18 protein-coding genes are annotated in these 19,753 nt (G+C 64.0%); 7 read left to right on the top strand and 11 right to left on the bottom strand.

All coding sequences use genetic code 11. The features are described from left to right. Nucleotides 1-96: 96 nt before the first annotated feature. The 3 genes from C84B14_RS04770 (at nt 97) to C84B14_RS04780 (ending at nt 4,033) form a co-directional block, all read left to right on the top strand. Complete coding sequence (locus C84B14_RS04770; RefSeq protein WP_353222258.1) at nt 97-2,475, top strand: penicillin-binding protein 1A; 2,379 nt, start codon at nt 97-99, stop codon at nt 2,473-2,475. 128 nt (nt 2,476-2,603) lie between these two features. Beyond that, nucleotides 2,604-3,239, top strand: a complete 636-nt coding sequence (locus C84B14_RS04775; RefSeq protein ID WP_353222260.1) for a hypothetical protein — start codon at nt 2,604-2,606, stop codon at nt 3,237-3,239. Nucleotides 3,240-3,556: 317 nt separating this feature from the next. Continuing rightward, nucleotides 3,557-4,033 carry a universal stress protein gene (locus C84B14_RS04780; RefSeq protein WP_348766521.1) on the top strand — a complete coding sequence of 159 codons (477 nt, stop codon included), beginning with the start codon at nt 3,557-3,559 and terminating at the stop codon, nt 4,031-4,033. Nucleotides 4,034-4,053: 20 nt separating this feature from the next. Here the strand turns inward: C84B14_RS04780 and cysQ are convergent, their stop codons facing one another. Further along, a complete protein-coding gene (gene cysQ / locus C84B14_RS04785; protein ID WP_353222262.1) occupies nt 4,054-4,863 on the bottom strand; it encodes a 3'(2'),5'-bisphosphate nucleotidase CysQ in 810 nt (269 codons plus the stop codon). A 73-nt stretch (nt 4,864-4,936) separates the two neighbouring features. Beyond that, nucleotides 4,937-6,250 (bottom strand): DEAD/DEAH box helicase, encoded by a 1,314-nt coding sequence (locus tag C84B14_RS04790; RefSeq protein ID WP_353222264.1) that lies wholly within the window; start codon nt 6,248-6,250, stop codon nt 4,937-4,939. A gap of 333 nt (nt 6,251-6,583) precedes the next feature. On the opposite strand from C84B14_RS04790, the gene trxA reads away from it, so the two are divergent. Continuing rightward, on the top strand, nt 6,584-6,910 hold the full coding sequence (gene trxA / locus C84B14_RS04795) for a thioredoxin TrxA (RefSeq protein ID WP_348766524.1): 327 nt from the start codon (nt 6,584-6,586) through the stop codon (nt 6,908-6,910). 374 nt (nt 6,911-7,284) lie between these two features. Further along, the gene (gene rho / locus C84B14_RS04800; protein ID WP_293627539.1) at nt 7,285-8,541 is read left to right on the top strand and encodes a transcription termination factor Rho; all 1,257 of its coding nucleotides are present in this window, start codon (nt 7,285-7,287) and stop codon (nt 8,539-8,541) included. Between the two features lie 389 nt (nt 8,542-8,930). On the opposite strand, the gene C84B14_RS04805 is transcribed toward rho, so the two are convergent. The 9 genes from C84B14_RS04805 to rph form a co-directional block, all read right to left on the bottom strand. Then, on the bottom strand, nt 8,931-9,530 hold the full coding sequence (locus C84B14_RS04805) for a PqiC family protein (protein ID WP_353222266.1): 600 nt from the start codon (nt 9,528-9,530) through the stop codon (nt 8,931-8,933). Then, nucleotides 9,527-11,173 carry an intermembrane transport protein PqiB gene (gene pqiB / locus C84B14_RS04810; protein WP_353222268.1) on the bottom strand — a complete coding sequence of 549 codons (1,647 nt, stop codon included), beginning with the start codon at nt 11,171-11,173 and terminating at the stop codon, nt 9,527-9,529. The genes C84B14_RS04805 and pqiB overlap by 4 nt, the downstream gene beginning before the upstream one ends. Further along, nucleotides 11,170-12,429 carry a PqiA/YebS family transporter subunit gene (locus C84B14_RS04815; protein WP_353222270.1) on the bottom strand — a complete coding sequence of 420 codons (1,260 nt, stop codon included), beginning with the start codon at nt 12,427-12,429 and terminating at the stop codon, nt 11,170-11,172. The genes pqiB and C84B14_RS04815 overlap by 4 nt, the downstream gene beginning before the upstream one ends. Before the next feature lie 107 nt (nt 12,430-12,536). Continuing rightward, a complete protein-coding gene (locus tag C84B14_RS04820; RefSeq protein WP_348766528.1) occupies nt 12,537-13,829 on the bottom strand; it encodes a citrate synthase in 1,293 nt (430 codons plus the stop codon). Between the two features lie 36 nt (nt 13,830-13,865). Further along, nucleotides 13,866-15,137 (bottom strand): malic enzyme-like NAD(P)-binding protein, encoded by a 1,272-nt coding sequence (locus C84B14_RS04825; protein WP_353222272.1) that lies wholly within the window; start codon nt 15,135-15,137, stop codon nt 13,866-13,868. Nucleotides 15,138-15,429: 292 nt separating this feature from the next. Continuing rightward, nucleotides 15,430-15,618, bottom strand: a complete 189-nt coding sequence (locus tag C84B14_RS04830; protein WP_353222274.1) for a CPXCG motif-containing cysteine-rich protein — start codon at nt 15,616-15,618, stop codon at nt 15,430-15,432. Further along, nucleotides 15,618-16,799: a radical SAM family heme chaperone HemW gene (gene hemW / locus C84B14_RS04835; protein ID WP_353222276.1), complete on the bottom strand. Its 1,182-nt coding sequence runs from the start codon at nt 16,797-16,799 to the stop codon at nt 15,618-15,620. The genes C84B14_RS04830 and hemW overlap by 1 nt, the downstream gene beginning before the upstream one ends. After that, nucleotides 16,783-17,400: an RdgB/HAM1 family non-canonical purine NTP pyrophosphatase gene (gene rdgB, locus C84B14_RS04840; RefSeq protein WP_353222278.1), complete on the bottom strand. Its 618-nt coding sequence runs from the start codon at nt 17,398-17,400 to the stop codon at nt 16,783-16,785. Before rdgB ends, hemW begins: the two co-directional genes overlap by 17 nt. 6 nt (nt 17,401-17,406) lie before the next feature. Then, nucleotides 17,407-18,132 (bottom strand): ribonuclease PH, encoded by a 726-nt coding sequence (rph, locus tag C84B14_RS04845; RefSeq protein ID WP_348766537.1) that lies wholly within the window; start codon nt 18,130-18,132, stop codon nt 17,407-17,409. Between the two features lie 136 nt (nt 18,133-18,268). On the opposite strand from rph, the gene C84B14_RS04850 reads away from it, so the two are divergent. Together C84B14_RS04850 and gmk are read left to right on the top strand one after the other, a co-directional pair. Next, nucleotides 18,269-19,132 (top strand): YicC/YloC family endoribonuclease, encoded by an 864-nt coding sequence (locus C84B14_RS04850; RefSeq protein WP_353222280.1) that lies wholly within the window; start codon nt 18,269-18,271, stop codon nt 19,130-19,132. Between the two features lie 7 nt (nt 19,133-19,139). Further along, nucleotides 19,140-19,748: a guanylate kinase gene (gene gmk / locus C84B14_RS04855; protein WP_353222281.1), complete on the top strand. Its 609-nt coding sequence runs from the start codon at nt 19,140-19,142 to the stop codon at nt 19,746-19,748. Nucleotides 19,749-19,753 lie beyond the last annotated feature (5 nt).

Consider the following 19,753-nt stretch of genomic DNA (forward strand, 5'->3'; position numbering starts at 1 on the left):
ATCGCGATTCCGCAACGTCTCCGGCAAAAAAAGATTGGGGCCGGTATCATGACCCCAGTTTTTCCCGACCCGCGGCCCGCGAGCCGCGCATTCTCGATGAAAGCGATGCCGCGCGCCGCCCGTATTATTGTATTTCTGTTTGCCGGTTTGCTGTCGGCCGCGACCCTCGCGGTGCTGGTGGTGGCGGGCGTCTACCTGTATTTCGGCCCGCAGCTGCCCAGCGCGGGTGATATCGGCGACCCCGAGCTTAATGAACCACTGCGCGTCTATACCGCGGATCGCAAGCTGATCGGCGAGTTCGGCCTGGAGCGGCGGCTGCCGCGCACCTACGACGAAATTCCGCCGGCGCTGGTCAAGGCCTTCGTCGCCGCCGAGGACGACCGCTTTTTCCAGCATCCCGGCGTGGACTATCAGGGTATCGCGCGTGCGGCCTATGTGCTGGCCACCACCGGGCGCAAGACCCAGGGCGGCAGCACCATCACCATGCAGCTGGCGCGCAATCTCTATCTCACCAACGACCGAACCTATGTGCGCAAGATCAAGGAAATCATCCTTGCGCTGCGCCTGGAGTCGAAGCTCACCAAGGAACAGATCCTCGAGATCTACCTGAACAAAATCTACCTGGGCAACCGAGCCTATGGCGTGGGCGCGGCCGCCGAGGTGTATTACCACAAGCCGCTCAACGAGCTCAGCATCGCGCAGATGGCGATGATCGCCGGCCTGCCCAAGGCGCCTTCGCGCTACAACCCGATGGCCAACCCCGAGCGTGCGGTACAGCGGCGCAACTATGTGCTGTCGCGGCTGCATGCGCTGGGTGAAATCGACGACGAAACCTACAACAGTGCTCGCGAGGCGCCGGTCACGGCCACCGCGCGCGTTACCGACGACCGCTATGAAGCGGACTACGTGGCCGAAATGGTGCGTCAGGACATGGTGGCGCGCTTTGGTGACAAGGCCTATACCTCTGGCTTCGATGTCACCACCACGCTCGATGCCGAACGCCAGCGCGCTGCCAACAACGCGCTGCGCAAGGCATTGCTGGCCTACGACAGCCGCCATGCATGGCACGGCCCCGAAGATACGCTCGATAGCGCCACGCTCGATGACGCCAAGGCGCTGACGGCCGCGCTGGAGGAAATGCGGGTCGCCGGCGGCCTCGTGCCTGCAGTGGTGACGGACGTGGCACGTCGCAGCGCCACGCTGATGACGGAACGCTACGGCGAGGTCACCCTGAACGCCCAGCAGATGCCCTGGCTGGGCAGCAACGACCCGGCCAGCAAGCTTGTCTCGCGCGGGGATGTGGTGCGGCTGGCCTATACCGGCAGCAAGGAGGAAGACAAGGCCTGGACGTTGGCCGAGATCCCGAAGGTACAGGGCGCCATGGTCGCGCTCGATCCTCATACCGGCGGTATTGAAGCGCTTGCCGGCGGCTTCGACTTCTCGCTGTCGAAGTACAACCGCGCGGTACAGGCCCAGCGTCAGCCCGGTTCCTCGTTCAAGCCGTTTCTGTACTCGGCGGCGCTGGCACACGGGTTCACGACGGCTTCTCTGATCAACGACGCGCCGGTGGTTTACGACAGCCCGGATCTAAGCGATGCCTGGCGCCCGCAGAACTACAGCGGGCGCATCTACGGGCCCACGCGCATGCGTGAGGGCCTGGTGCATTCCCGCAACCTGGTTTCGATCCGGCTGTTGCGCAGCATCGGCATCGATGCCGCGGTCGAGCATATCGCCAAATTCGGGCTGCCCAAGGATCAGATCCCGCGCAATCTGTCGATGGCTTTGGGCAGCGCATCGTTCTCCCCGTTGCAGATGGCACAGGCCTATGCCGTGTTCGCCAACGACGGTTTTCAGGTCAAGCCCTATTACATTGCCAAGATCGAGGACGGGCGCGGCGAGGTCGAGTTCGAGGCCGAGCCGAAGGTGGCCTGTGCCAGCACGAGCAACTGCCCGGCGTTGGAAAACACCGGCAGCCAGCGTGATGCGTCGCGCCTGGCCGAGCGCGTGGTCGATGCCAGCAACGCCTGGCTTGTAGGCGACATGATGCGCGACGTGGTCAAGCGCGGCACCGGCCAGCGCGCGATGACGCTCGGGCGCAATGATCTATCCGGCAAGACCGGCACCACCAACGACCAGATCGATGCCTGGTTCGTCGGCTTCAACGCCGACCTGGTAGGCATAAGCTGGGTCGGCTTCGACAAGCTCACGCCCATGGGGCATAGCGAAACGGGTGGCCAGGCGGCGCTGCCGATGTGGATCGACTTCATGCGCGTCGCCCTCAAGGGCACGCCGGAAGCCATTCCGCCGCGTCCGTCCGATCTGGTGGCGGTGACTATCGACCCCGAGTCGGGCCAGCGCGCGCTCGATGGTGAGGGCGTGACCGAGTATTTCCGGTCCGACAACGTGCCGTCGGTGGAAGAGGCACGCCGCTCGGGCAAGAATGCCCCGTCCAACGAGGTCGAGCAGCTTTTCTAGTCGTCGGAGCGCCGGACACGGCGCGGGTCGGTGCTCTGGTCGTGCCGCCCGCAGGCTGCCCGGCGCGCTGTCGTGTGTGGGTTTATTCAGCTGGGTGAGTCGCAGGGACCGCCCCGGAGAACAGCGCCATGGCGAGCGCACGCAAACAGGCCGCACAGCGCCAGCATATGGCCCAGCTGGCGGCCCGGCTCATGGCCGAGCAGGGCATTCGCGATTTTCGTATTGCCAAGCAGAAAGCCGCGCAGCATCTGGGTATCGACGTGCGCAACAGCATTCTGCCCAAGAACAGCGAAATCGAAGCGGCGCTCGCCGAACACCAGCGCCTGTTTGCCGGCGATGAGCAGCCGGCCCAGCTGCGCGCCATGCGCGAAGCCGCACTGAAGGCGATGGCGCTGTTTGCCGACTTCAAGCCGCGTCTGGTCGGCGACGTACTTTCCGGTCTGGCAGATGGCCACTCCGATATTCAGCTGCACGTATTCGCCGAACACTCGGAAAGCTTCGACTTTTTCCTGCAGGCGCAGGGTATTCCCTTCGAAATCGTCGAGCGGCGTTACAAGGTCGCTCGCGATGCGCATCGGTTCTATCCTGCGTTTCGTTTCGTTGCCGGCGAGCACCGCTTCGAGGCGACGCTATTCGCGGCGACCGAAATTCGCGAGGCACCGCGTAGCCTGGTCGATGGTCAGCCCATGCCGCGCGCGAGCCTGGCACAGGTCGAGCGGCTCATCGCCGACGAAGAGCTGGAAGCCCGCCTCGCCGGCCTTTGATCGCTCGGCTGTTGAATACACCGGCCCGGGCGCGCCGGCTGGGCGTCGTAGGATGCGGTCGTAGCGCAGTGGGAAGGGGTAACCGCACGCACGCAGCAAGCGTGCCGCGATCCGAATAAGGCGGGTATGGCACGCTCGCAAACCCGTTGTGTCAGCAGGGCCTGTATGACTGGCGCATCGGCGCGGGGTCGGTTGTAGAATAGGCTTGTGGCGCGGTCGGTGCCCGATTGCCGTTGACACGGGGCGCCGGTAGGCCCTTCATTGGGCCGAGCGGCGTGGCGCCGCGGGTCAAATCTGCTGCCCGGATGGGGGTGTTTATGGAAAACTTCGAAAAGGTTCTGCTGGCGTACGACGGTAGTGAAAACGGTCGTATCGCGCTACGACGCACGCTGCCGCTGTTGGGGGCCGGTGAGGTGGAAGTTCATCTTCTTGCGGTGGTGCCGTTGACCGGCGCGGTCGCCGCGGCCGAGGGCTTCTATACCGAAAGCATGTACGAAGCCGAGCGCGAACGTATCGAAAACATCCTCGATGAAGGCGTGACTCTGCTCAAGAGTCGCGGCGTGGATGCCGAGGGCCATTTGCGAGCGGGCGAGCCGGCCCACCAGATCGCCAAGCTTGCCGAGGATCTGGCCGTGAATCTTGTGGTCGTCGGCCATCAGCGCCGCGGCGTACTTGCGCGCTGGTGGCAGGGCTCGGTCGGCGCATCGCTGCTCGATCGCTTGACCTGCAGCCTGCTGGTCGTACAGGCGCCCGGCGAGGACGAACAGGGCGTCGCCGACGCCCCTGCGCCCTGACCATCGGCGGATCGAGCGCGCTAGGCGGCCGACTCCGGCACATAGGCGCGCCAGTCGTGGGTGACGTCGCCGAAGGCGAGGAAATGCGTGTTCAGCACGCTTTCGGTGACGTTGTAGCGTAGCGGCTCGCCGTCCAGATCGGTGACCTGGCCTCCTGCGCAGGCGAGCACCGCATGCCCGGCCGCGGTATCCCATTCGCTGGTCGGCCCCAGGCGGGGGTAGAAATCGGCGCCGCCGTCGGCGATCACGCAGAATTTGAGCGATGAGCCCATGGTGACGGGTTCGTAGTCGGGCAGCCGGTCGAGCAGGGCATCGATGTCGGGCGTTCGGTGCGAGCGCGATACCAGCACGCGCGGCTTGTCGCGCTTTGCTAGCACCGTGGCGATCGGTTCGGCCGCGGTCTGGCCCTGCTGCCGGAAGGCACCGAGCGGCCGAGCCGCGAACCACAGCGTATCCAGCACCGGCGCATACACCGCGCCCAGTACCGGTTCGTGATGGACGATCAGCGCGATATTGATCGTGAACTGGTCGTTCTTGTTCACGAATTCCTTGGTACCGTCGAGCGGGTCGATGAGCCAGTAGGTCGACCAGGTGCTGCGGGTGGCAAAATCGATATCCGCGCCTTCTTCGGAGAGCTGGGGGACATCCGGCGTGAGCGCTTCCAGCGCCTGCTTGATACTGCGATGCGCGGCCAGATCGGCCTGGGTCAGCGGGCTGTCGTCGTCCTTGGTTTCGACTTCGAAGTGGCTGTTATAGATCGGCAACGTCTTCTGGCCGGCGGAGATCGCTATATCGCAGACGTGGTCGAGCAGTTCGCGGTTGATTTGCATGAGCGTCGGTTGGGTCGGGCGTTGCGCGCATCATACCGTTTCGATGCGCGCAGACCGTTGCTGCCGAGGCGTGCTATCGCCCGGAGCGCGGCTTGCCGCGACCGCCGCCCCCGCCGTTGCGCCGGCCGCCGCCGCGAGGTTTGCGCTTGCGGCGTGCCGGCACGGTCACGTCGTCGGCGAAATCATCGCCGTGCGGCATTTCGGCGTCGATCTTGTGCTCGATATAGGCTTCGATGTCCGGCAGGGAATAGACGTATTCCTCGCAGGCGAACGAAATCGCGTCGCCGGTATTGCCGGCACGCGCGGTACGCCCGATACGATGCACGTAGTCCTGGGCGTCCTGGGGCAGATCGTAGTTGATCACGTGGGTGACGTCGGGAATATGCAGCCCGCGTGCGGCCACGTCGGTGGCGACCATGATCGGCAGCTGGCCGGTCTTGAAGTCTTCGAGCAGGCGCAGGCGCTTGTTCTGGGCCACGTCGCCGGACAGGGTGGCAGCCGTGAAGCCGTTGGCGTTGAGGCCGTCCTCGATGAACTCGGCGGTACGCTTGGTATTGATGAAGATCAGCGTGCGCCCGTTCTCGATACGGCGCAGGGTGCCTACCAGCAGGGCGAGCTTGTCGTCCTTGGATACATGATAGAGCTTCTGCGTGATCGCGCCGATGTTGACCGTTTCGGTATCGGTGCGCACCAGCGTAGGGCTGTTCATGTGCTCGTAGGCCAGTTCCAGCACGCGGTGGCTGAGCGTTGCCGAAAACAACAGGTTCTGACGATTTTCCGGTGCCGGCATCTTGCGGAACATGTAGCGGATATCGTCGATGAAGCCCAGATCGAACATGCGGTCGGCTTCGTCGAGTACGGCCACCTCGATCGCCTTGAGCGTATAGACCTTCTGCTTGTAGTAGTCGATCAGCCGCCCCGGCGTGCCGATGAGGATGTCCACGCCGTCGATAATCGCCTGGCGTTGTTCCTCGTAGCCGGTGCCGCCGTAACAGACCACACATTTAAGGCCGGTCCCCGACGCTAGGGGCAGGGCATCCTTATAGATCTGGTCCGCGAGTTCCCGCGTCGGCGCCAGTATGAGAGCGCGCGGCTGGCTCGCGCCCTTGGGCGCCTCGTCGCTGGGCTCGGGGTCGTCCTTGAGCAGCCGGTGCATGGTCGCCAGAAGAAAGGCCGCGGTCTTGCCGGTGCCGGTATGGGCTTGGCCGGCGATATCCTCGCCCTTGAGCGCGAGCGGCAGGGTTTCAGCCTGAATCGGCGTGGCATGGGAAAAACCACGCTTGATAAGGCCGGAAAGAATGGTGTCGTGAAGACCCAGCGCGTCGAGACGGGTATCGGTGAGTAGCTTTTGCTGGGCGGCGTCGCTGGCGGATGCGGTTTCGGTCATATTGGCCCTTGGAAAAGGTGAAAGATCGCGTCGATGGCGGCCGGTTCACACAGGGGTTGAAAAACGCGCCGAGATAGGCTCCAATAGCCCGAACGTTGCGAATACGGATATTCGCTGCACTGCCCGAGTCAGGTCGACTCGCATTCCGGCACTGTTTTTTTGCAGCCCGCACTATAACAGCTTGTGGTCTCCACGGTTGTCGGGCCGCGACCTTTCGCGCAGCTTGCAAACATCTTTTCGCGCCCTTAACTACCGGCTCAGCGGCGCCGTGTCGGCCAGTGTCGATGCGCGTGAACCTTCATTTGTCCCGCTTGTATTCTTTCGAGGACGCTCATGAGTGAAAATATCGTTAAAGTCAGCGATGACAGCTTCGAACAGGACGTGCTGTCTGCCTCCGGACCGGTGCTGGTCGATTACTGGGCCGAATGGTGCGGCCCCTGCAAGATGATCGCCCCGGTCCTCGACGAAATCGCTGACGAATACGACGGCCGATTGACCGTCGCCAAGCTCAATATCGACGACAACCCCAATACGCCGCCCAAATACGGCATTCGGGGCATTCCGACGCTGATGCTGTTCAAGGACGGCGAAGTGGCGGCCACCAAGGTCGGGTCGGTTTCCAAGACCCAGCTGACCGAATTCGTCGATCAACATATTTGATCCGCTCCAGACCGCCGGCGTATCTGCCGGCGGTCTTCGTTTGACTTGCAAGAAGTCGAACGCCTTCCCACTGCGAATAGGTGCCTGTCTGGCGCTGGTTTCGCTGCAACTCATAGATAGCCGTGTCTGAAGAAACAGTCGACGAACGCCAGTCCAAGGATTCCAACAGCAGCAACAATGGCAACGGCGGGAATAACAACCGCCGCGGCCGGCGCCGCAAGAATCCGAATGGGCCGAACAAGCCGCGCAACAGCGGCGGCAACAACCGTGGCAAGGGCGGCGGCCCGAACAAGGGCGGCAACAATCCGCCCAACGAGGACATCGACGAGGCCGAGTTCGAGGCCTATGCGGGTGTCGCCGGCGACGGGCCGATTCTGCACCTGAGTGAGCTCAAGCAGAAGACCGCTGCCGAGCTCATGGATATGGCGCAGGAGATGGAGCTCGAGAACATCTCGCGCATGCGCAAGCAGGATCTGATCTTCGCCATGCTCAAGGGGCATGCGAAATCCGGCGAGCGCATCTACGGCGACGGTGTGCTTGAAATTCTCTCGGACGGCTTCGGGTTTTTGCGCTCGAACGAATCGTCCTACATGGCCGGGCCGGACGATATTTACGTCTCGCCCAGCCAGATCCGGCGCTTTTCGCTGCGTACCGGCGACAACATCTCCGGGCGTATTCGTCCGCCGAAGGAATCGGAGCGCTATTTCGCCCTGCTCAAGGTCGACGAGATCAACGGCGATCCGCCGGAGAAGTCGAAGGGCAAGGTACTGTTCGAAAACCTCACGCCCCTGTTCCCGACCGAGCGTATGGTCATGGAGCTGGGCAACGGCTCCACCGAAGACATCACCGCACGTACGATCGATCTGGTGGCGCCGTTCGGCAAGGGCCAGCGTGGCCTGATCGTGTCGCCGCCCAAGGCCGGCAAGACGATGATGATGCAGAACATCGCCCAGTCGATCGCGCATAACTATCCCGAGTGTCATCTGATCGTGCTGCTCATCGACGAGCGGCCCGAAGAAGTCACCGAGATGGAGCGCAGCGTGCGCGGTGAAGTGGTGTCGTCGACCTTCGACGAGCCGGCGTCGCGCCATGTGCAGGTCGCCGACATGGTGATCGAGAAGGCCAAGCGTCTGGTCGAGCACAAGAAGGACGTGGTCATCCTGCTCGACTCGCTGACCCGTCTGGCCCGTGCCTACAACACCACGGCGCCGTCCTCGGGCAAGGTGCTCACCGGTGGCGTCGACGCCAATGCGCTGCAGAAACCCAAGCGCTTCTTCGGCGCGGCCCGTAACGTGGAAGAGGGCGGCAGCCTGACCATTCTGGCCACCGCGCTTATCGAAACCGGTTCGAAGATGGACGAGGTCATCTACGAAGAGTTCAAGGGTACCGGCAACATGGAGGTCCATATGGATCGCCGCATTGCCGAAAAGCGCATCTACCCGGCCATCCACGTCAATCGCTCCGGCACGCGCCGCGAGGAAAAGCTGGTGCCCCAGGACGAGCTCCAGCGCATGTGGGTGCTGCGCAAGCTCCTGCACGGCATGGACGACCTGGCAGCCATGGAGCTGCTCATCGATCGCATGAAGCAGACCAAGACCAATGCCCAGTTCTTCGAATCGATGAAGCGTTAGGGCTGAATTCGAAAGCGGTATACAGAAGCGGGCCCTCGTGGCCCGCTTTTTTATGGGCGGACGTCAGGGCCTGGTAACGCGAACGCCACTCGTGGCGTTGCCTTGTAGAAATTCGCCCGGCAAGGCGCCAGCCGAGACGTTGGGTAAGGCAAATGAACGACGCGCAACGCGGCATGGTGGATTTGTCGCACGCAACCCGTCGGCAGGCGAGCCCAGCGCGTCATCATGCAAGGCGCGCAATCCGGTATTGCAGCGCGCTCATGTCGCAAAGTGGCACCCCGCTCAGCGCGCATTGTGTCGCACAAAAATGTGCGGCGGCGCAGCGATTTCGATGGCGTTGAAAACAGCTGACGCAGTCAGCTGTTTTGCTGCCGGGCTTGTAACACGCCCTAGCGTTGCCGAGCGGCCGTGGCGCTGCTGATTGCAGGGACGATACCCTGGGCTGTGGCCTGCCAACCCTCGGAAAGGCTTTCGACCAGCGCCTCGTAGCCGTCATTCGCAAGCGCCACTTCGCGCGCGAAACGCTGGCGTGCCACGGTATGCCCGTCTGGATCTTCGAGCTGCCATTCGCCCGCGATATGGGCATGGCCGTCGTAATGGCCCATGAACTGATCGACGCGGGTGTGCAGGGTATAGCGATCGGCGGTGCCGGCGTTTCCACGGCGTACGATCTGAACATCGTCGAGCGCGCCGGCGAGCGTCGCAGCCAGGGATTCGCGCAGCTGTTCGCCCAGCGGCGCGGCCCAGCGATTGTGGTTGGCGATGACCACCCGGTGGGGGTCGGTTTGATAGACGATGCCGCGTTCGTCGAGCAACGGCGCGATCTCGACCGGCGCGACCAGCAGCTGCGTACGCGCCGCGGCTGCGGCCGGCATGGGTTGGCGGGCCGTCCCCGGATCGAGCACGAACAGCGACGGCGATGAAGCACTGCCGGCGCAGCCGGTCACCAAGACGGCCAGGGCGAGGTAGAACAGAGTACGTGTTGTCATCGGGCGGCCTTCGGGGTCGGATCGCCGTCTTCGGGGCGGCCGAAGATGAGCGCGTTGGGGCGGTCATGCAGGGTACGCGCCAGCGGCGCGACGTCGTCGAGTACGCGATTGAGGCGGTCCAGCGAGCGGCTGAATTCGCCGTAGGCCGGCGCTCCCTGTTGAAAGCCGTCGAGCGTGTCCTGCAGCTCGGCGAGTGTCGCGCGCAGCGTGCCCGGTAGTTCTCGGGTGTCCTGGGCTTCGAGCAGCTGATTGATATTGCGGGTGGCGCGGTGCAGCTCGTCGAGCGTGGCGTTCGAGGTTTCCAGCGTATGCTTGAGGTCGTTGGCGATCGGGCGCACGTCGATGGCGTTGAGCTTGTCCATGAGGTCCGACAGCTGGCTCTGAATGCTGGTGATGCTACTCGGCACGCTGGGGAAGACCTCGTATTCGCCGAGGGTCATCGGCTTGTAGTCGTCGGCGTTGCTCTCAAACTGCAGGTTGATGAAGGTCGCGCCGGTCAGCAGGTTGCCCGACTTGATAGTGGCGCGGAGTCCGTTGGCGAAAAAGCGCTTGTTGTTGGCGCGCCACTCGGCGTCGCTCCAGTCGGCCCAGCTGTTGGCCGGACGCTGCGGCTCGATGGAGATCAGCACCGGGATCTTGAAATCGGACAGGCGTTGCAGGTTGAAGTCGTCGCGAAAGAACGGCACCTGTTCGACCGTACCGATACGCAGGCCGCGATATTCGACCGGCGCACCGGGCGACAGGCCGCGCACCGAGTCGTCGAGCAAGATCACGTAGCGAATTTTCTCATCAAAGCGATCCTGATTGGCCGCGCTGCGGGTGGCATAAAGCTTGAACGCCTGACCGGCGGTGGCCGGCTTGCCCGGCTCGACACCATCGGCCCGCCCGAAGGTGACCCCGCCCGCGAGGATGCTCTGCAGCGAGCCGGTATGCACGTCCACGCCGTCCGAGCCGAGATGAAAATCGATGCCCGAACGCAGCCAGAACTGTGTGGTTTGGGTGATCAGCTGGGCATAGGGCTCGCGCACGAACACCCGGTATTGCATGTGCTGGTCCTCGACGACGAACTTGCTGTCCTCGATCTGGCCGACCGTCTGGCCCTGATAGATGATGGGATCGCCGACCGCCAGCGAATTGTCGCCGTCGCTGGTCAGTCGCACCGCGATGCCCGGCTCGCTGGACGAAGTGGCCGGCGGCGTATCCTGAACCTTGAACTCGCGCCGGTGCTTGTCGGCGTTGCCCGGTTCGAGCTGGATATAGGCGCCCGACAGGATCGTGCCCAGACCGCTGATGCCCTGACGCCCGACACGGGGCTTGACCACCCAGAAACGGCTGTCGGAGACCAGCAGTTCGGAGGTGTCCGGGTTCATCTGCACGGTTGCCACCGCGCCCTCGTAATCGTCGGCCAGTCGCACCGATTCCAGATGTCCGACCTCGACACTGCGTACCTTGACCAGCGTCTTGCCGGCCTCCAGACCGTCGGCGGTATCCAGCGCGAGCGTGATTTCCGGGCCCCGTGACATGACGTTTTGATAGATCAGCCACAGGCCGATCAACGCCGCGCCGAGTGGAATGAACCATACCGGCGAAATGCGCCGGCGCCGCGGGCCATGGGTGACGGCAGTGTTCGGATCTTGGGTCATGGGCTGTCTCGTTCGAAAGTCGCGCCCCAAAGCCGGCGGGTATCAAAGGTGTGCGCGGCCACCATGGTAATGATCACGACGGCGGCAAAACAAAGCGCGGCCGGGCCGGGTTCGATGGCCATCAGTGCGCCGGCGCGCACCAGCGCCACAAGCACCGCGACCACGAAGACGTCGATCATCGACCAGCGCCCGATCTTCTCGGTGATCCGGTACAGGCGCATCTGGGATCGCGAGTCGTCGTGCCAGCCGTGGGTGGCGGCCAGGCACAGCCAGGCAAGGGCTGCGATCTTGCTGATCGGCACCACCACGCTGGCCACGAAGATGACCGTGGCAATGGGCCACGAGCCGGTATGGGCCAGATGCAGGACGCCGCCAATGATCGTCTGCGGGTCGGTCGACCCCAGGCTGGTGGTCGACATGATCGGATAGATATTGGCGGGAATATACAGGATGACCGCGGTGACCAGCAGCGCCCAGGTCAGTTGAATACGATCCAATGCGTTGCTGACCGGGCGCCGGTTGCAGCGCGGGCAGCGCCCATGTCGGTGTGGTTGGTAGGCCATGCCGCAGCCGCGACAGGCCACGGCGTTCTGGCTCGCGCCGGTACGGGCGGTTTCCAGATGGGGATCGCTTACCGGCATGGGGGCGAGATCCTGCCAGAGAGAAACCCAGTCGATGAGCGTGAAGGTGCGCAACAGCAGCAGGGCATAAATGCAGAAGGCGACGAACGAGGTGCCTATAGCGACATCGGCCAGGGTGACGATCTTGATCAGGCTCACGAGCACGCCGACGATGAATACGTCGGCCATCATCCACGGTTCCAGCGGGCGCAGAGTGCGCGCAAGCGCTCGGGACATGGCGCCCGACCGGCGGCGTGCAGCCTGGACGAGCAGGCAAACCAGCGCCAGCAGATACGCCGCCGGCAGGCCGGCGGTGGTCATGAACAACAGCACGCCCAGGCTCGGATAGTCGTGGCCCGACATCGCCCGTGCCGCATCGAAGAAGCTCATGCTGTGGGCGACGCCGCGGGTGGAAAAACTCAGGAAGTCGAAGGCAAACACCAGCCCGAGCATCACCAGCGTCGCCAGCGCCCAGGCAAGCGGGCGTTGGTGATCGGGCTGCGCCGGCGGGGCGACATGATGGCCACAGCGCGGGCACTGAGCGGCTTCGCCGGCGGCACGCGGCGGTACACGCATGACCCAGTCGCATTCACCGCATACGGCGACGGCTTCGCCGATGACCTGTTCGTTACTCATGTCGTCAACCATAGCCTGCGGGCGCGGCGGTAGATGCAGCAGCAAAAAAAAGCGGGCCGCAGCCCGCTTTCATCGCATGCCAGCGATCGCCTTAGCGACCGTTACGCTCAGCGGTTGTCGATATCGACGTAGTCACGCAGTTCGTAACCGGTATAGACCTGGCGCGGCCGCGCGATGCGCATCCCCGGGTCGGCCATCATTTCCGACCAGTGCGCGGCCCAGCCGACGGTACGCGCGATGGCGAACATCGGGGTGAACATGTTGATCGGAATGCCCAGCGCCTGATAGATGATGCCGGAGTAGAAGTCGACGTTCGGATACAGCTTGCGCTCGACGAAGTACTCGTCCTCCAGGGCGATGCGTTCCAGCTCCAGCGCCAGCTCGAAGAGCTTGTTGTTCTGCATGCCGTAGTGCTCGAGGATCTCGTGGCAGTAGCCGCGAATGATCTTCGCACGGGGGTCGAAGTTCTTGTAGACGCGATGGCCGAAGCCCATCAGGCGGAACGGATCGTTCTTGTCCTTGGCCTTTTCCAGGTACTTCGGCACCTGGGACACGTCGCCGATCTGGGCGAGCATGTTCAGCACGGCTTCGTTGGCGCCGCCATGCGCGGGCCCCCAAAGGGCCGCGATGCCCGAGGAAATCGCGGCATAGGGGTTGGCGCCGGTGGAGCCGGCCATGCGCACGGTCGAGGTGGAGGCGTTCTGCTCGTGGTCGGCGTGCAGGATGAACAGCACGTCCAGGGCCTTGGCGGCGACCGGATCCACTTCGTATTCCTCGGCCGGCACGGCGAAGCACATGCGCAGGAAGTTGGCAGCGTAATCGAGATGGTTCTTCGGCCCGATCTTGGGCTGGCCGATGGAGTGCTTGTAGGCAGCCGCGGCGATCGTGGGCATCTTGGCGATCATGCGATGGGCAAAGATCGCGCGATGCTCGGGATCCCGAATATCGGTGGTGTCGTGATAGAAGGCCGACAGCGAACCGACGATGCCGGTGAGGATGGCCATCGGGTGCGCGTCGTAGTGGAAGCCGTCGTAGAACTTCACCAGCGACTCGTTGAGCATCGTGTGATGCGTGATCGAGTGGCGGAAGTCTTCCATCTGCGTGGGGTTGGGCAGTTCGCCGTTGAGCAGCAGGTAGCAGACTTCGAGGTAGCTCGACTTCTCGGCCAGTTCCTGTACGGAATAGCCGCGATACATGAGGATGCCGTTCTCACCATCGATGAAGGTGATATCGGACTTGCAGCTGCAGGTCGCCGTGAACGCGGGATCGTAGGTGAATACGCCCTGCTTGGTGTTCAGGCCACGCACGTCCACGCCGGGGGTGCCGAGCGTGCCTTCGACGAGCGGCAGCTCGGTGCTGCTGTCGTCCTGCGGATTGCTGATCTTGAAGGGTTGACTCATCTACGATCTCCCGGGTGTTGTCCGTCTCAAGTCTTTTCAGCCCTGGTCGGGCTCGACGACCGGCTGCGGATAATGCGAAGGGTATTCGGTCCGCGCAACGCCGGTGGCGATGGCGGCCTGTGCCACGGCGGGCGGTATGAAATCGATCAGGCGCGGATCGAAGGGGCTCGGAATGATGTAGTCCGGCCCGAACGACATCGCGTCCTGGCTGTGCGCCTCGAGTACGCTGTTGGGCACCGGCTGACGGGCGAGTTCGCCCATGGCCCGGGCCGCAGCCACGCACATTGTCATGTTTATGCGGCGGGCGCGCACGTCCAGCGCGCCGCGAAAGATATAGGGAAAACCCAGAACGTTGTTGACCTGGTTCGGGTAGTCGCTGCGGCCGGTCGCCATGATCAGGTCGTCGCGCACGCTCTTGGCTTCTTCCGGCGTGATCTCGGGCGTCGGGTTCGACAGCGCGAATACCACCGGCTTGGCCGGCATCATGCCGATCTGTTCGGCCGACACCGTGCCCGGGCCGGACAGGCCGATGAATACGTCGGCCTGCTTCATGGCGTCGTCGACGCTGCGCAGGTCGGTCTTGGTGGCGAACTGGGCCTTTTGCTCGGACAGGTCGTCGCGATCGGAATGAATCACACCCTTGCGATCGCACATGAACACGTTTTCGAGCTGTGCGCCCATTTCCAGCAGCAGGTTCATCGAGGCCACGCCGGCCGCGCCTGCGCCCATGCATACGATTTTCGCATCGGCAAGACGCTTGCCCTGAAGCTCAAGCGCGTTGATCAGCCCGGCCGCGACGATGATCGCGGTGCCGTGCTGGTCGTCGTGAAAGACCGGAATATCCAGACGCTCGATGAGCGTGTTCTCGATCTCGAAACAGTGCGGCGCCGCGATGTCTTCCAGATTGATGCCACCGAACGTTGGCGCGATACGCACTACCGTGTCGATGAAATCCTTGGGATTGTCGGCATCGACTTCGATATCGAAGACGTTGACGTCGGCAAACTTCTTGAACAGAACCGCCTTGCCTTCCATCACCGGCTTGCTGGCCAGCGCGCCGGTATTGCCCAGCCCCAGCACTGCGGTGCCGTTGGAAATCACCGCGACCAGATTGCCTTTCGAGGTGTAGCGAAACGCCGCTTCCGGATCGTCGCGTATCTCTTTTACCGGTTCGGCCACGCCGGGCGTATACGCCAGCGACAGCTCTTCGTAGGTGGTGAAAGGCTTGGTGACCGATATCGCAAGTTTCCCGGGCTTGGGCTTTGCGTGGTAGTCCAGAGCTTCCTGTTTGCGCGAGTAATCGGCCATGCAGCTTGGCTTTGCGTTGAAGCGTAAGGAGCCCGCCGGTGCGCTATCCGGCGCACCCGGGCATTGATCGATGAATTCGCGAGTATACCGGCGCGTTGGCCCTGCGACCAGCGATAGCGCGGCTTTGCCCCGGCAAGTCGCTGTCACGACGCCGTTTTTTTATCGAAACAGCTACGACGAACGTCGAACTCGAGGCTTGTCCAGGACCCGTTCAGCCAGTCTGGCAGTCGAGCCGCGATCGGCGCGCCGGGCGCCCGGGAGGGCTGCATACAAGGCAATAGCGCAGGGCGGGCTAGTCGTTTTCGGCCGCGGTATCGATATGCGCCAGGCTGCCGTCGGGGGCGACGTTCACGCTCACCAGTATGGGCTGGCAACACACGAAACAGTCTTCGGTGTAGGTCTGATCGCCGACCGAACAGTCGACCACCATCACGATCGGCTCGCCGCAGTAGGGACAGGTTACCGTCTGTTCTTCGAGCATCAGGGCAGTACCTCGGCCAGAATCGTATCCAGAAACCGCCAGCCGCGCTCGGTGGCCCGCAGCGTTTGCCGATCGAAGGCTACAAGTCCCTGGGCGATCGGTTCTGCGAGGGTCGTGCCCAGGGCTTGCCAGTCGAGGCCGGTGCGCTGTTCGTAATCGTTACGCGTCACGCCCGCGCGCCGTCGCAGGCCGTTGAGCAGGAATTCGAAGCAGGCGTCGTCTTTGTCGAGCAGGCGGGACTCGGCGATCGATGCCGGCCTGCCGGCCACACTCATGTACCCCGTGGGCCAGCGCTGGCGCGCGCTGCGTTCGATATGACCGTCGACGCGCGTGCGCTTGCCATGGGCGCCCGCGCCGATGCCCAGGTAGTCGCCAAAGCGCCAGTAGTTTTCGTTATGGCGGCAGGCCTTGCCGGGCTGTGCCCAGGCCGAGACTTCGTATTGCGTGTAACCGGCGCTACGCAGCCGCTCGCCAGCGTGTTCGAATATCTCGACCACCGCATCGTCGTCCGGCAGGGCCGGCGGCTGTCGATAGAACGGCGTGTTCGGTTCCAGAGTGAGCTGGTAATAGGAGATATGGCCCGGCTCGCGTTCGATGATGCCGTCGATATCGGCCATGGCCCGGGCATGGGTCTGGCCGGGCAGCCCGAACATCAGATCGCAGTTGATCGCGGTAAAGCCGCCGGCGCGGGCATCGTCGATCGCGGCCAGGGCCTCGGTTGCGCCATGGATGCGTCCGAGCGCGCTCAGGCAGTCGTTGTCCAGGCTCTGAATACCCAGCGAAAGCCGGTTGACGCCCACCGCCCGCAGATCGGCAAAGCGGGTCCGTTCGGTCGTGCCCGGGTTGGCCTCGAGCGTTATTTCACAGTCGCTCGACAAACCGAGCCTGGCGTCCAGCGCGGCGAGTATTCGACCGATCGCTCCCGCCGAGAACAGGCTCGGCGTGCCGCCGCCGAAGAATACGGTGTCGATCGGCCGCTTTTCGTCGGCCGCGGCGAGCGCCCAGTCCGCGAGCAGGGCGTCGATATAGGCGGTTTCCGGCAGTTCGGCCGGTGCTCGATGCGAGTTGAAGTCGCAGTAGGGGCATTTGCGCACACACCAGGGCAGATGCACATACACCGATAACGGTATGCCGCTGCGTTGTGCGCTCGCCGGGGCGGGTTGTTCAGCCGTCGTGCTCATCGGCGCGCAGTTGCTCGACGAGCTGGTGCATGGCGCGGGCGCGATGGCTGATCGCATTCTTGCGCTCGGCCCCCATTTCGGCGGCGCTGGCGTTTTCTTCTTCCACCCAGAACAACGGGTCGTAGCCGAAACCGTGTTCGCCGCGGGCTGCTTCCAGAACGCGGCCACGCCATACGCCGTGGGCGATCACCGGCACCGGGTCGCTGGCCGATCGGGTGGCGACCAGACAACAGTGAAACGCAGCGCCCCGCCGCGCCGGGGCGAGCCCGTCGAGAGCTGCCACGAGCTTGGCGTTATTCGCCGCGTCGTCGCCGTGGCTACCCGCATAGCGTGCCGAATACACGCCGGGCGCGCCGTCGAGTGCGTCCACGGCCAGGCCGGAATCGTCGGCGATCGCCGGCAGGCCGGTCAGTGCGGCCGCGTGGCGAGCCTTGATCAGCGCGTTGTCGACGAAGCCGATACCGGTTTCCTCGGCATCGGGCACGTCGAATTCGCTCTGGCTGACCAGCTCGATGTCGAGCACTTCCAGCAGGCTGCGCATTTCGGCGAGCTTGCCGGCATTGCCCGAGGCCAGCACCCAGCGTCGATGCGGTGAAGCCATGGGGCGTTATCCTTCGCGGGCCGCGCGCTGGGCCTCGATGAGCTCGCCGATGCCTTTTTCGGCATGGCCGAGCAGGGCGTCGAGTTCGCTGCGCGCAAAGGCATGGCCCTCGGCCGTGCCCTGGATCTCGACGAAGCCGCCGGCCTCGTTCATGACCACGTTCATATCGGTTTCGGCCTGCGAATCCTCGGCATAGTCGAGATCGAGCACCGGCATGCCGTTATAAATGCCGACCGACACGGCCGCGATCTGGCCATGGATCGGGCTGCTCTTGAGCTTGCCGGCCTTGACCAGCGAATCCATGGCGTCGACGAGGGCAACATAGCCACCGGTGATCGACGCGGTGCGGGTACCGCCGTCGGCCTGGATCACGTCGCAGTCGATGGTGACCGTGCGGCTGCCCAGCGCGTTCATGTCGACCACCGCGCGCAGGCTGCGCCCGATCAAACGCTGGATTTCCACGGTGCGTCCACCCTGTTTGCCGCGGGCGGCTTCACGGCCGTTGCGGCTGCCGGTCGCGCCCGGCAGCATGCCGTATTCGGCCGTCAGCCAGCCGCTGTTCTGGCCGCGCAGCCACGGCGGCACGCGTTCTTCCACGCTGGCGGTACAGATCACTTTGGTATCGCCGAAGCTCACCAGGACCGAGCCGGCGGCATGCTTGGTGAAATGGCGTTCGAAGCGTACGTCGCGTAGTTCGTCGGCGGCGCGTGCGCTGGGTCGCGTGGTCAAGATCGGGCCTTTGGTCGTCTATAAACTGGCCGTGCAGTGTAACAGCGTGGCGCCTGCGGCATGCCCGGCGGCAGCGTGAACGCGCATGGCTGTGCGATACTGCGCGGCTTGCCATATCGATGACGACCACGGACAGTCCATGACCCGGAGCATGACCGGTTTCGCGCGCAGCCAGGCCCAGGGCGACTGGGGCGAAGTGGTATGGGAACTGCGCAGCGTCAATCACCGCTATCTCGATATTCATCTGCGTCTGCCGGATGCCCTGCGTGCGCTGGAGCCGTCGATTCGCGAAGCGGTGGCCAAGGTGGTGTCGCGCGGCAAGGTGGATATTGGCGCCAAGCTCGTCACCACCGACGATACCCAGGCCATCGAGATCGACGAACAGCGCCTGGCCGCGCTGGGCGAGGCCCTGTCGCAGGTTCGCTCCACGGTGATCGATTGTCGTGCGCCGGACGCGCTGCGGCTGTTGACCTATCCGGGCGTGCAGCGCGAGCGCGAGCCCGACACCGACGCCATCCAGCGTGAGGCGCTGGCTGCGTTGAAAGAGGCGCTAGGGCAGCTGCAATCCATGCGCGAGGACGAGGGCGGTCGCCTGGCCACGATGCTGGTCGAACGCGCCCGCCAGATTCGCGAGCATGCCGATGCCGCCGCCGAGCGCGTACCCCAGGCACGCAATGCCTGGTACGACAAGATGCGAGCCCGTCTGGCCGAACTGGACAGCGAGGCCGACCCCGCCCGCGTCGAGCAGGAACTGATCTTCACCGCCCAGCGCATGGACGTGGCCGAGGAAATCGATCGCCTGCACAGCCATGTCGAGGCGCTTGAGAAAGCGTTGGAGAAAAAGGAACCGATCGGTCGTCGGCTGGATTTCCTCATGCAGGAATTCAATCGAGAGGCGAACACTCTCGGCTCTAAATCGCAGGACGCGCAGCTCACCGCCCATGCGGTCGAGATGAAGGTGCTCATCGAGCAGATGCGCGAACAGGTTCAGAACATCGAATAGGGCACGCGTGAACGATTGCCAAAGCCAACGCCGTGGACAGCTGTACGTGATCTCCGCGCCTTCGGGCGCGGGCAAGACGAGCCTCACCCACGCGGTGATCGAGCGCCTGGCCGCGCGCGGGCGCAAGGCCCGGTTTTCGGTCTCCTATACCACCCGCGCGGCGCGGCCGGGCGAGGTCGACGGCGAGGACTATCACTTCGTGTCGGTGGCCGACTTCGAGGCCATGATCGCGGTGGGCGCCTTTCTGGAACACGCCCGCGTATTCGATCGCCATTACGGCACGTCGGCGGCCGAGACCGAGCGCTGGCTCGCGCACGGACAGGACGTGGTGCTGGATATCGACTGGCAGGGCGCCCGACAGGTGCGCGCCCGTAGCGAAGACGTAGTCACCATCTTCATCCGACCGCCATCGCGCGAAGAGCTGGAGCGGCGGCTGCGCTCGCGTGCATCCGATGACGACGCCCAGATCCAGCGCCGGCTGGCGGAAGCCGACGACGAACTCGCCCGCGCCGACGAATACGACTATCAGATCGTCAACGATGTGTTCGACGATGCCGTGGAGGCGCTCGAACAGATCTTCTGGGCCACCGACCCGGGCGCGCAGGGCGCATCGTAGCAACA

The organism is Salinisphaera sp. C84B14 (assembly GCF_040361435.1).
Lineage (GTDB): Bacteria > Pseudomonadota > Gammaproteobacteria > Nevskiales > Salinisphaeraceae > Salinisphaera.